Annotated in this window: 12 protein-coding genes; 5 read left to right on the top strand and 7 right to left on the bottom strand. The window is 34.0% G+C overall.

The features are described 5' to 3' along the window. Positions 1 to 45: 45 nt before the first annotated feature. Positions 46 to 885, top strand: a complete 840-nt coding sequence (locus IR010_RS09295) for an aminotransferase class IV (protein ID WP_194603234.1) — start codon at positions 46 to 48, stop codon at positions 883 to 885. Here IR010_RS09295 and IR010_RS09290 read toward each other — a convergent pair. The 6 genes from IR010_RS09290 to IR010_RS09265 form a co-directional block, all read right to left on the bottom strand. Then, the gene (locus tag IR010_RS09290; RefSeq protein ID WP_029272278.1) at positions 882 to 1,442 is read right to left on the bottom strand and encodes a YqgE/AlgH family protein; all 561 of its coding nucleotides are present in this window, start codon (positions 1,440 to 1,442) and stop codon (positions 882 to 884) included. The genes IR010_RS09295 and IR010_RS09290 overlap by 4 nt on opposite strands. A 128-nt stretch (positions 1,443 to 1,570) precedes the next feature. Further along, on the bottom strand, positions 1,571 to 1,843 hold the full coding sequence (locus IR010_RS09285; protein ID WP_017498096.1) for an HU family DNA-binding protein: 273 nt from the start codon (positions 1,841 to 1,843) through the stop codon (positions 1,571 to 1,573). 181 nt (positions 1,844 to 2,024) lie between these two features. Continuing rightward, entirely contained in the window at positions 2,025 to 2,972 is a 948-nt protein-coding gene (gene fmt, locus IR010_RS09280; RefSeq protein ID WP_194603230.1) for a methionyl-tRNA formyltransferase, read from the bottom strand. Next, positions 2,972 to 4,867 carry an ATP-dependent DNA helicase RecQ gene (locus IR010_RS09275; RefSeq protein WP_194568443.1) on the bottom strand — a complete coding sequence of 632 codons (1,896 nt, stop codon included), beginning with the start codon at positions 4,865 to 4,867 and terminating at the stop codon, positions 2,972 to 2,974. The genes fmt and IR010_RS09275 overlap by 1 nt, the downstream gene beginning before the upstream one ends. Positions 4,868 to 4,932: 65 nt before the next feature. Further along, positions 4,933 to 5,466, bottom strand: a complete 534-nt coding sequence (locus IR010_RS09270) for an AAA family ATPase (protein WP_029272281.1) — start codon at positions 5,464 to 5,466, stop codon at positions 4,933 to 4,935. A 419-nt stretch (positions 5,467 to 5,885) separates the two neighbouring features. Continuing rightward, a complete protein-coding gene (locus IR010_RS09265; RefSeq protein WP_194603227.1) occupies positions 5,886 to 6,803 on the bottom strand; it encodes an alpha/beta hydrolase family protein in 918 nt (305 codons plus the stop codon). Between the two features lie 273 nt (positions 6,804 to 7,076). Here IR010_RS09265 and IR010_RS09260 point away from each other — a divergent pair, with 273 nt between their 5' ends. The 4 genes from IR010_RS09260 (at position 7,077) to IR010_RS09245 (ending at position 10,468) form a co-directional block, all read left to right on the top strand. Continuing rightward, positions 7,077 to 7,373: a DUF493 family protein gene (locus IR010_RS09260; RefSeq protein ID WP_029272283.1), complete on the top strand. Its 297-nt coding sequence runs from the start codon at positions 7,077 to 7,079 to the stop codon at positions 7,371 to 7,373. Between the two features lie 3 nt (positions 7,374 to 7,376). Then, positions 7,377 to 8,099: a DUF4290 domain-containing protein gene (locus tag IR010_RS09255; RefSeq protein ID WP_029272284.1), complete on the top strand. Its 723-nt coding sequence runs from the start codon at positions 7,377 to 7,379 to the stop codon at positions 8,097 to 8,099. A gap of 90 nt (positions 8,100 to 8,189) precedes the next feature. Next, the gene (gene murA, locus IR010_RS09250; protein WP_029272285.1) at positions 8,190 to 9,503 is read left to right on the top strand and encodes a UDP-N-acetylglucosamine 1-carboxyvinyltransferase; all 1,314 of its coding nucleotides are present in this window, start codon (positions 8,190 to 8,192) and stop codon (positions 9,501 to 9,503) included. Between the two features lie 86 nt (positions 9,504 to 9,589). Continuing rightward, positions 9,590 to 10,468 (top strand): cation diffusion facilitator family transporter, encoded by an 879-nt coding sequence (locus IR010_RS09245; RefSeq protein ID WP_029272286.1) that lies wholly within the window; start codon positions 9,590 to 9,592, stop codon positions 10,466 to 10,468. A gap of 81 nt (positions 10,469 to 10,549) precedes the next feature. Here IR010_RS09245 and IR010_RS09240 read toward each other — a convergent pair whose 3' ends face one another. Then, positions 10,550 to 13,039, bottom strand: a complete 2,490-nt coding sequence (locus IR010_RS09240; RefSeq protein ID WP_194603224.1) for a DUF5686 and carboxypeptidase regulatory-like domain-containing protein — start codon at positions 13,037 to 13,039, stop codon at positions 10,550 to 10,552. Positions 13,040 to 13,111: the final 72 nt, after the last annotated feature.

Genomic DNA, 13,111 nt, shown 5'->3' with positions numbered 1-13,111 from the left:
ATTTTATACCTTATATTTGCCCTGAACAAAATTCAGGGTTTTTTTATGATCAATTTTAACGGAAACATAGCTGCGCAGGAAGAGAATATATTAACTCAAAATCGTGCTTTTTTGTATGGAGATGGGGTTTTTGAAACACTAAAAATAATCAACAGCAAAATATTGTTTCTCGAAGATCATTATTTTAGGCTAATGGCTTCAATGCGTGTTGTCAGAATGGAAATCCCCATGAACTTTACCATGGAATTCTTTGAAGAACAAGTTTTAAATCTTGTAAAACAAAACGGAATTTCGGACTCAGCAAGAGCAAGGATTACCGTTTTTAGAAATGATGGCGGTTTGTATCTTCCTACAACAAATGAAGTTTCGTATTTAATTCACGCAACTGCTCTTGAAAACGCTTCTTACGGTTTAAATACGGCTGAATATGAAGTTGATTTGTACAAAGATTTCTATATAACCAAACAATTATTATCGTCGATTAAAACGACAAATAAAATGATAAACGTAACCGGAAGCATTTTTGCTCACGAAAACGGTTTGGCTAACTGCCTTTTAGTAAATGATACTAAAAATGTTGTTGAAGGCTTACAAGGCAATCTATTTATGCTGACAGGCAAAAAATTAATTACACCTCCAATTTCTGAAGGCTGTCTAAACGGAATTATGCGTAAGCAGATTCTAGCCATAGCTAAAAAAGTAGAAGGCATAGAAGTAGCTGAAGAAGTAATTTCGCCTTTTGATCTTCAAAAAGCAGACGAATTATTCTTGACAAATGTAATCACAGGGATACAGCCGATAAGTAAATATCGAAAAAAGGAGTTTACAAGCAATCTGGCTCATTTATTAGTGCAGAAACTAAATGAATCCATTTCTGAAAATTAATTCAGATATGGATTTTCAGGTGCATTAGACCAAATAAGATAATCGCCACCGAGCTCAATAATTTGCTCTTTCCAAAAATGAGTGGTCGATTTGCCGATAATCTTGTTTTTGTAATTATTATCAGCAATGATCCAGGAGTTTCCCTGCATTTCACTTTCAAGCTGGTTTTCGTCCCAACCGGTATATCCTAAGAAAAAACGAATGTTATTTTTACTGATAGATCCGTCGTTAATTAAGTCTTTAGTTGATTCAAAATCACCTCCCCAATAAATCCCATTAGAAATCTCTACGCTATTCGGGATTAATTCAGGAATATTGTGAATGAAATATAGATTGTCCTGTTCCACAGGGCCTCCATTATATATCTTAAACGAAGCATCGATCTCAGGTATCAAATCATTAATAGTGTACTTTAATGGCTTATTAATGATAAAACCTATTGATCCTTCTTTGTTGTGGTCTGCTAATAAAATTACCGATCTATTAAATGATAAATCTCCAATTATCGAAGGCTCGGCAATAAGCAGGTGTCCTTTTTTTAATTTTTCTGAAATCATACGGCTACAATTTTTATTAAATTTAATCATAAAATTTTTAAAAACCCAAATAAAATCGTTAAACCGCACAAAAAAACCCTCCATAAGGAGGGTTTTGATTATATTATAAGTTTAGAGAACTTTCTTACTTAGTTCACTGCACCTTCTAACTCAGCTCCAGCTTTGAATTTTACAACATTCTTAGCAGCGATTTGAATAGTTTTTCCTGTTTGAGGGTTTCTACCGTCTCTAGCAGCTCTAGCAGATACTGACCAAGATCCAAAACCTACTAATGAAACTCTACCACCTTTTTTCAAAGTAGCTCCTACGTTTCCTAAAAATGATTCTAAAGCCAATTTTGCCGCAGCTTTTGTGATTCCTGCATCAGCAGCGATAGCATCGATTAATTCTGATTTGTTCATAATAATTAGTTATTAATTGTTGGTTAAAAAAAATTGTTAATACACAAATTTAGTAGGAAATCCGTTCCTTGCAAGTGTTTTCTTTATTTTTAGTAAAAATTGTTAATAACTTGCTTTTTTTGTTCATAACGCAGGTTGTTCGTCGATCAAAAAACAGGTAGAAACCCCTGTTTTACTGACCTTAATAGACCTTTGCCGTATCAGAAAAAGTTATCCCATTTAGCAATTCTGCAACCTGCATTCTCTTTTTTCCAGGTAATTGCAAACTTAAAAGCTGTAAAAAGCCATCTTGAACTGCAACTTTGATTTCTTTTTTGCTGCAAATCAAGCTTCCAGTCTCAAAAGAATGCGATTCTAAAACGAGTTTTGCTTCATAAATTTTGATGTTTTGTTCTTCATTCTTGTCTTTTAAAAAGCACCAAGAAGCCGGATAGGGACTTAAGCCCCGAATCAAATTATTGATTTCTGCTCCAGATTTTGACCAATCGATCTTACAATTTTCCTTGTTGAGTTTGTATGCCGTTTTAATTTCAGCATCATCTTCTTGAATTGTTGTAGTTACGTTTCTGTTTTCAATTACTTTTAAGGTATCAATTACAGTTTTACTTCCCAATAACATTAATCTGTCATGCAATTGTCCAGCATTTTCTTCCGGTTCAATAGCAATTTCCGAATTTAAGATCATGGCTCCAGTATCAATTTTATCATCAATAAAGAAAGTAGTAACTCCAGTTTTGGTTTCACCATTAATGATGGCCCAATTTATTGGTGCCGCACCGCGATAATTTGGCAATAAAGAAGCATGAAGATTAAAAGTTCCTAAACTTGGCATTTCCCAAACAACTTTTGGCAGCATTCTAAACGCAACGACAATTTGCAAATTTGCATTCAAAGCTTTTAATTCGGCTAAAAAACTTTCGTCTTTTAAATTGGTTGGCTGTAATAGAGTAAGATTGTTTGCAAGCGCATATTCTTTTACTGCCGAATATTTTATTTTTTGTCCGCGCCCAGCTGGTTTATCTGCAGCTGTAATAATGCCAACAACATCGTAATTGTTTTTAATAATGGTATCCAAAATGCCGACAGCAAATTCTGGGGTTCCCATAAAAATAATTCTCAATTTTTCCATTATGATTTTAAAGTGTATTTATTATTCGCTTGTATGATGATATAATTGTTCTCTAATAATTCCTGAAGTGCCAATATAACATCATTGGTGTCCAGCTTTATTTTGGTCTGAATTTCTCTGGAAGTTAAAGCAGCTGTTTTTAATAAGGAGAGAATTTTATCTGCAATAGAATCAGCTTCGGTAATTTTTCCTTTTTGTGTAATACAATAAGAGCAGACACCGCAATTAGAAGTGGTTTCTTCTCCAAAATAATCCAAAATTAGTCGGTTCTTGCAGGTTTTTTTATCCTTTATATAATGTAGTACAGATAAAAGCTGGTCTTTTTTAAGCTGATTTTGTTTTTCAAGATATTTTGAAACTCTATTTATAGTTCGGTCATCTTCACGAACTTCATTAAATAATATTGTAGCGTCGTTATTTTTAGCTTTATAATCGATGATTTCCTTTTCTCTTAATTTTTCTAAAACTGCCGAAACTTGCTCTTCGGTATGATTTGATTTTTTTGCAATCAGTGAAATATTAAAAGGTGTTTTCATTTCATAAACTCCAGGATAAGTTCTCAAAATGGCCAAAATAATTTCTTCGTCATTCGGATTTAAACTCATATACCGAATCACTTCTTTCGACTCAATTAAAAACTGCATCGTAATTTTTTCTGAGAATTCCTGCGACATTGTAATGATTCCCTGCTGGTTTAAAAACTGCAAAGCATTATATGTTTTAAGAGTAGGAAAATCGTATTTCTGGCAAAAATGATTCAGTTTAAAAGAAAATGAATCGTCTAAGCCTTCGCCATAAGCAATCTGAAAATAGTTGCAAAGCTTGACGTACATAGTATTCAGAAACTTTTTATCTGGCAGAATACTTAAAAATTGCTGTTCAGATTGATTGCTGTCTGAAGAATTCGTCAAAACAACAGAAAAAGATTTTTCACCATTTCGTCCCGCTCTTCCAGATTCCTGATAATAATTTTCGATGTTTTCAGGAAGCTGTGTATGAATAACTGTTTTTACATTGTCTTTGTCAATTCCCATTCCGAATGCATTTGTGGCTACAATAACCTGCGCTTGTTCAGACATCCACAATTGCATGTTTTTGTCTTTTTCTTTAGCCGAAAGTCCACCGTGATAATACGTTGCACTAAAACCTAATGATTGCAATTGCGTCGACATGTTCAGGCACGATTTTCTATTTCGGACATATATAATAGAAGGCTGTGGGTTTTTCTTTAAAATTTGCTCAACTCGGTACAATTTATCTTCGACTTCAAAAACCATGTAGGCAATATTTTTTCTTTCGAATGATTGCTGAAAAAACGTTGGATCTTTTAATCCCACTTCTGTTTTAATATCTTCAATAACTCTTGGAGTTGCCGTAGCGGTCAAAGCTAGAAACGGAATTTTAGGGAAGTATTTTTTTAGTTCTGAAATTTTCAAATAAGCCGGACGAAAATCGTGTCCCCATTGCGAGACACAATGCGCTTCATCGATAGCAATTAAGTTGATAGGAAGATTTTTGATGCGTTCTAAAATCCAGTCAGATTGAAGTCGTTCAGGAGATAGATATAGAAACTTGTAATTTCCGTATTGGCAATTGTCTAGCAGATCAATAATTTCTTCAGTATGAATTCCTCCTGTAAGTGCAATGGCTTTAATTTCTCGCTTTTGCAAATTGGCAACCTGATCTTTCATTAAAGCAATTAAAGGCGAAATTACTAAGCAAATTCCATCCTTCATCATGGCAGGAACCTGAAAACAAATCGACTTTCCGCCACCAGTAGGAAGCAGGGCAAAAGTATCCTGACCATCCAAAACCGAGTCAATAATCTCCTTTTGCAACGGTCTAAAACTGTCGTGTTTCCAGTATTTTAAAAGAATTTCTTGCGCTTCTGGCATTGGTGTCGTTTTAAAGTTAAAAAATTTAGAAAGCAGTTTCTAGTTTTGCAACTTTAAACAAACGCCTAAATTTTATCTAAGATATAAAGAATTCTGTTCTCAACCGTATCTTTAGGTACTTCAATTAAGTCGTAGCCGTATTTCTTATAGGTTTCGATAAGATGTTTCTGAATAGTTTCTGCCTGTTCGAAATTTTCGTAGCGTTCAGTATCGCTTTCGTAAATTTCTTCCCAAGGCGGTAAAATAAAAGTTTTAGAATATTTAAAATCTACGCAGGCTTTTGTAAAATGTTCTGGATAATCATCACCAATATAATCCATATAAGCTACAACATCTGGAATACCGCGATCAATAAAAACTACATTTTCAGGCTCTTCAAGTGCATCTTCAAATTGTTTAATGCGTCCCTGCAGCAACATTTCGCTAAACAATAAAGGCTGTTCTAAAAACAATTGATCGATACCGCGCTGTTGTGCTTCGAGTGTAACTTGTCTTGAAATTTCAGGGTAACAGCAATAGCCACGAGCGACTAATTCGTTGATAAGAGTAGATTTTCCCGTTCCCGGGCCACCAATGAGAACTATGATTTCTTTTTGCACTTTCGTAAAATAAAGCGCAAATTTACCTAAAGTTATTGTATTTAAAAAGATTATTTTGCCTTGAGCGAATGATTTCGCAATTTTAGGAGATTTGGGTTCGTGCTTTCGGCTATATCTTTTGGCTCCCGATAGCTATCGAGACCGCCAAAAAAGGATATCACCTCAATCAGGGCTATAGAAACATGATTTTGGTTTTGGAATTATTTTAAAGCAACGATTTCCTTAAAGGTTTCAAAAACGTTGTAGGTTTGTTGACAAATATACATAGCTAAAGTTCAAATAAAAACATTGAAACTCTAATAAATATTGATGCAACTTTACTAAGAGCCAGCGCTGCAAAATAGATTGTCTCTCCGGAACTAAAAATGACAAAGAGTTGTAGACTTAATTTTTTTAAATTTCGGCTTTAGTAAATATTATTACTCACAAAATAAATACTTTCCAGAATCTTTACCTTTTTTATCAGAAGGAATAATAATATGCGATTCAAACTTTTTTCCTTTCAAAACATCATTCACAAAATCTAAAACATATTGCTGTCCTTGATGAAAAAGATAACCCGAGAATTCATGTCCGCCACCGCAAAAGGTAATCAGTTCAACATCTTTGTGTAAATCGGTCATATGATTGTAAACAGCATAAGATCCGAAAAGAATTAGCCAGCCCGAGGCATTTGTTGGGCAAGAACGATGCGAGCCAGCGTTGTACGGAACCGTTTCGTCACTATTTCCGTGCGACAATAACATTGGCATTGCTTTTTCTTTAGTAATTAAATTTATATCTTGAATTGCGCCAGAACCTCCGATAAAACCTTTGTATTTAAAATTTTCAGGAAGATTATTTTTGTACAAATTCATCAGTTTATAATCCCAAAACGAAGCTTGAAAACCAATTTCGGCACCAGCACTTATTCCAGAAATAAATACTTTTGAAGCGTCTAGATTGTATTTATTTGCATTTTCGATTAAAAACGAAGTCGCTTGCCACATATCGCTCACGCCAATCTGAATTGCTTTTATTTTTTCGGTTAAAGTTCCTTTGCATCCAAAATCTTTTCCTTTCATATAAAGGCTGTATGAAATGCTCGCAACTGCATATCCGTTTTTCGCCATAAATATTCCGAAGTCTTTTTCGCTTGTGCGTTCTCCGCCAGAAAATCCTCCACCAAAAGCAAAAATAATTAACGGAATTTTTTCATTCATTTTTTTCTGAGGCAAATACAAATCTAAATCCAGTTTTAGTGTGTCGTTCTGGAAATAAGTTAGCGTTTTAACTTCTTGGGCATTCGTAACGGTGAAAGAAATAGTAAAGAGAAGTAAAAAAAAGATTTTTTTCATTGCAGTATGTTTTAATCTCGCAAAGTCGCGAAGGTGCAAAGTTTTTAAGCTTAATGAATTTTCTTTGCGGCTCTGCGACTTTTCGCGAGATTTCCGCAGATTATTTTCTCAAATATAAGAGGAAATTTTACAAAGAAATAATCTTCTATTGCTTTTTTCTCTGCATCTTTGCTCAGAAGCGTCGCGATTGTAACTTTGTGCCTTTTTTCTAAAAGAAAAAATCTAAAAAATCTGAAATCAAAACCGTATATTTGCCTTTATTTTTAATTACGAATGGAGAACGATAAAGAAAAAAACACCGCCGAATTTTACGAAAGATTAAAGGTTGAGTTAGATAATTCAAACACTTGGCCAGCAGAATATTTGTATAAATTTATTGTGCCAACGGTAGCTGACAATGTGGATCGTGTAGAGAAAGCTTTTGACAGTATGGGTGCGGTTATCAAAACAACAAAATCGAAAACGGGTAAATTTACCAGTGTTTCTATAGATGTTACAATGAATAGTGCTGACGAAGTAATCAGCAAATACAAAGAAGTTTCTACTATAGAAGGTATAGTTTCATTATAACTTATGAACGAAAAATATAAAAAAGAAGTCGCGAATGACGTTGTTTTTAATTTAGAATATAATTCTGAAAGACAACGTTTGCTTATTCCGGAATACGGTCGTCATTTGCAAAAACTGATCGATCAGGCCACTATTATTGAAGATGCTGAAACGCGTAATAAAGCCGCGAAATACATTATTCAGGTTATGGGAAGCTTAAACCCGCATTTGCGTGATGTGCCCGATTTTCAGCATAAATTATGGGATCAGCTTTTTATTATGTCTGATTTTAAATTAGATGTAGAATCACCATATCCAATTCCGTCTCGCGATGTATTGCAGTTAAAACCAGATGTTTTGCAATATCCGCAAAACTTTCCAAAATATAGATTTTATGGTAACAACATCAAATATATGATTGATGTTGCCAATAAATGGGAAGAAGGCGAAATGAAAAATGCGTTGGTTTTAGTGATCGCAAATCACATGAAAAAATCGTATTTGAGCTGGAATAAAGACACAGTAAAAGACGATGTGATATTTGAACATTTATTTGAATTGTCTGGAGGAAAAATCAATTTATTGCAAAGCACAGAAGAGCTTTTAAATACAACTGATTTATTGCGTACCAACAAACGTATGTCAAATAAAATTACGCCGCCGGGACAGCCTAAAATTCAAAGTAATAAAAATAATAAAGGACCAGGAAAACCAAAGCCTTTTCAAAAAAACAATAATCAGAAATAAGAAAGGGGCTAAGATCCTAAGGAGCTAAGATGCTAAGACCTTTAGCTTAGAGCCGCAGAATCTCAGAACCTTAGAACCTAAACAAGATCTATGGGAATTTTTAAAATCGAAGGAGGAACTCCTTTAAAAGGAGAAATCACTCCGCAAGGAGCAAAAAATGAGGCATTACAAATTTTATGTGCCGTGCTTCTAACGGGGGATAAAGTAAAAATTAATAATATTCCCGATATTATTGACATCAATAAATTAATCACTTTACTGGGTAATTTAGGTGTAAAAATTCAACGCAATGAACCGGGTTCGATTACGTTTCAGGCAGATGAGGTTAATGTTGGATATTTAGAAACAGAAGCTTTTAAAAAAGAAGGTGGAGCACTTCGTGGTTCTATTATGATTGTTGGACCGCTTTTGGCTCGTTTCGGAAAAGGATACATCCCAAAACCAGGAGGAGATAAAATTGGCCGTCGAAGATTAGATACTCACTTTGAAGGTTTTATTAACCTGGGAGCAAAATTTAGATACAACAGAGAAGATCATTTTTACGGAGTAGAATCTCCCGAAGAAGGACTTAAAGGAACAGATATGCTGCTTGATGAAGCTTCTGTAACTGGAACTGCAAATATTGTAATGGCTGCTGTTTTGGCAAAAGGAAAAACTACAGTTTATAACGCTGCTTGTGAGCCTTACTTGCAACAATTGTGTAAAATGTTGAACTCAATGGGAGCAAACATTACAGGCGTTGGATCTAACTTGTTGACTATCGAAGGTGTTGAAAGCCTTGGAGGATGTGAGCACAGAATTCTTCCTGATATGATCGAAATTGGTTCTTGGATTGGTCTTGCGGCTATGACAAAAAGTGAAATTACGATCAAAAATGTAAGCTGGGAAAATTTAGGTTTGATTCCGAATACATTCAGAAAACTTGGAATTACAATCGAAAAACGCAACGACGATATTTACATTCCTGCTCACAAAGATGGTTACGAAGTAAAAACAGATATTGACGGTTCTATTTTAACCATTGCAGATGCGCCATGGCCGGGATTTACACCAGATTTATTAAGCATCGTTTTGGTTGTGGCAACACAAGCAAAAGGTGATGTTTTAATTCACCAAAAAATGTTCGAAAGCCGTTTGTTTTTCGTTGACAAATTAATCGATATGGGAGCAAAAATTATGTTATGCGATCCGCACAGAGCGGTAGTTATGGGGCATAATTTTGAATCTCAATTAAAAGCGACAACAATGTCATCTCCAGATATTCGTGCTGGAATTTCATTATTGATTGCTGCGCTTTCAGCGAAGGGAACAAGTACAATTCAAAATATCGAACAAATTGACCGTGGATACGAGCGCATCGACGAGCGTTTAAGAGCAATTGGAGCAAAAATCGTGAGAGCGTAAAAAAAGTCAGCCACCAATTCCCGAATTATTTTTGATAATCTTTGAAGATTTAAATTCGTGAATTTGTGGCAAAAAAAACAGTCTAAATGACAGATGAACAAAAAGCTGTAAAAGCTACTATATTTAGTATAGTTGGAAACACCTGCCTAGCCTTAGTAAAAGGTCTGGCAGGTTTTTTTGGCAATTCATATGCCTTAATTGCAGATGCGATAGAATCAACAGCGGATATATTTTCGTCTTTTCTGGTTTTATTCGGAATCAAATATTCTAATAAACCGCCTGATGAAAATCATCCTTACGGACATGGCCGTGCAGAACCTTTAATCACTTTTTTGGTCGTTGGTTTTTTAATTACTTCAGCAACGATTATTGGTTACGAAAGTATTTCTAATATTCAGACTTCTCACGGTTTGCCAAAATCATGGACTCTGTATATTTTGGGAGCTATAATTATATGGAAAGAATATTCTTTTCGTTTGGTAATGAAACGAAGCAAAGAAACAAACAGTTCTTCTCTTGCCGCCGATGCGTGGCACCATCGCAGTGATGCCTTAACCTCTATTGCAGCATTTATTGGAATTTCGATTGCGCTGATAATGGGAAAAGGCTACGAATCTGCAGATGATTGGGCGGCACTTTTTGCTGCTTTTTTTATCTTATACAACAGCTATAAGATTTTCAGGCCCGCACTAGGCGAAATTATGGATGAAAATCTAAACGACGACTTAGTCGAAGAAATTAGAATTCAATCCCTAACAGTGAGTGGTATTTTGGGAACTGAAAAATGTTTCATTCGTAAAGCCGGAATGAAATATCATGTTGATCTTCATGCCATTGTTTCAGCAGCAATTTCAGTTAAAGAAGGACACGATTTGTCTCATAGACTGCAAGATACTTTAAAAGAAAAAATACCTCAATTAGGCAATGTTCTGATTCATATTGAGCCAGATGATTATCACTGTTAAAGGGTTCAAAAGTAGAGGTTCAAAGGGACAAAGGTTTTTGTATAAATCTTTGTTCCTTTGAACCTTTTTTCTCTCTGTATCTTAATCTAATACATTCAAAATCTTTAAGCCAAACACAACACCGTTTTGCTCAGTTCCTCCTTGATAAGAATGAACATAATCTAATCGAAAAACTTTAAATTTTCCAAATCCAAGGTTGTCTAAACCAACCGTAAATTCAGAATAAGGTTTTCTGTCTGGAATTGCCAAAGAATGAAAACCTAAATTCATTGTTGATTTTAATAAATTCAATAACGGAATTTTATTCATAATAAATCCAGTGTCATTATATTCTGAATGTATTTCAAGATAACTGTCGTTTGTGCTGTTGTCGTAATACGGCATTAAGTTAAAGACGTTCAAATAACGATCGCTTGTTCCTATATGGGTTTGATTTCCGTTAAAATGTCTGTAATCTATGAAGGATATATTTTCTGCATTAAAGAATTTTCCAGCTCTAAAATTCATCCCTAAAAGTCCTTTATTGTCTAATGATAAATCATATTGTACAGAAGCACCAATTCTTTCAAATTCATATTTCTTTTCGCTCGCGGCAAAAGCTTTTTCAAATGCTAGAAGTATGGTGGGATACTTTTCATTTTTAACATTATATCTCCCGTCAGGTCTGGAAATGTATTTGTTTCCAAAGTTAATTCGCGCGCTCAAAGATGTTTTAAATAAATGATGCGGTGTAAAAGCAGGAGTCGTAAAATCGTCTGCAGCCAAAGGATTATTTGACGAATAAAGATCATCTCTTTTAAAGAAAGAATAGTCAGTTGTATTAAAAAGCGGTTTTCGTTGCTCATAACCTAATTTAGCATTCAAATTTATCCCATTTAAAATGTCTTGAGAATAGCTGATTTGAGCAAATTCTAAATTATAAAGCTTCATATAATTGTCTTTAAAAAACAATGAACTGATCGAATTGACAATTTTGCTTATCGGTTCTGCGCCATTAAATTGAGCTGTTTTTGTACCTCCTGAAACCCAAATTGTGGCGTAGTTGATGTTGTTAAATCGATGGCTGAATTCACCAGTAGCACGAAAACGCTGATCTGAAAAACCATAATTAAAAGTGGTACTTATCGAAGTGTTTTTTCCTTCCTCTTCATTCCATTTTCTAAATGAAAAACCCGAATCAAAATTAAAACCTTGAACAGTATTGAAACTTAATGAAGTTAGATTTAGTAAACCTTTATAATCAAAAGAATATTTTTTGAAAGTGTTTTTGTAATCATAACCCATTAAAATATCCCATACTTTAAACTTATTATTTTTGGTATCTATTGAATCGGTATATTTTTGAGATTTTCGAATCGTCTGAAGACTGTCTTTTTTAGTATAATCAGTACTTTCTTCAATTGTTAACGGAATTGGGCGAATCTGATTCCAAAAAGCATCATCTTTTTTATTGGAATTCGCTTCAAAAGCTACAATTTCATTTCCGAAAGTTTTCTTTTCAAAAGAAGCTGGAAACTCGTAATTAGAATATACGTAATTGAACTTTCCAGAGAATTTAATTCCAAAAATGCCGGCATTGAAAGAAAGCGTCTGCGCATTTTTAGTCCAGATTTTATTTTTAGAATTATAACTGAAACTCTGTTTTAGATTCATAACCTCAGTAAATTCATTTTTCATTCGATAACCTTTTATGTCTAAATCAATGGCATAAATAGCAAAGCTGTCATCAATAATATAAATATAACCTTCAAAAACAGGTTCTTTATCACGTTTTGGTATTACCTTAATTTTATTGATTTGCTGATTGTTATCATCAAAAAAAGTACCTTCAAGTTTATATTTATAATAATTGAAAGCATTGTCAGCGATAGGTGAGATGAGTTTAATGTCAAAGTCTAATGTGTTATCGTAAAAATCATAAGTCGACAAAGACGCTGTATTGTAGCTGTAGCCTTTATTGTTTCCGGAGATTTTAGAAGCAATGATTTTCTCTTTTAGTTTATTAGGTTTTTCAAAAGTAATCTTCGAAATTGTTTCAGATAAATATAAGATACCAGTTCCGGTCGAATCTAAATTAGATGACATGTCTTCGCCAAGATCGACTTTTTGTCCCAGAATTTTTTTAGGCAAATCTTTGACTTTAAACATTCCTTTCGAATAGAAATCAGCGGTATATCGTGCTGTTTTATCTGAATTTTCTTTTTTATTTGCAATGGCGCTCCTAATAATAGCGTTCGCTGGATTGTTTTTAGGATCGATAACCACTTCGTTTAATGCAAAGCTTTCTTCTAGCATTACAACATCTAGAGTAACCGATTTTGAATCTCGAGAAACAACTATTTTTTGAGTTTTAAATCCTAAATACTGAAAAATAATTTTGTTTTTGCCAACCTCTTTTACGTTAAGCTGATAATTACCCTGCTCATTTGAGGTTGTGCTGCTATAAGTGTTTTCTTCGAGAACAGAAACGAATGGCAAAGGATTTCCTTTTTCATCAGTAATTGTTCCTTTGATTTGAGCAAAGTTTGAAATTGAAAAAAATAAAAAGGCAAGTAAAGTATAGTTTTTCATGAAGGCAGTTTCTCTTACAAAAATAGAATAAGTTAAAAGTCAGCCTATTAATAATTTGTTAAATTCTATGTT

This window comes from Flavobacterium sp. MR2016-29 (assembly GCF_015350695.1).
GTDB lineage: Bacteria > Bacteroidota > Bacteroidia > Flavobacteriales > Flavobacteriaceae > Flavobacterium.
The sequence above is the reverse complement of the archived record's forward strand: the minus strand, read 5'-3'. Positions and strand labels throughout refer to the sequence as shown.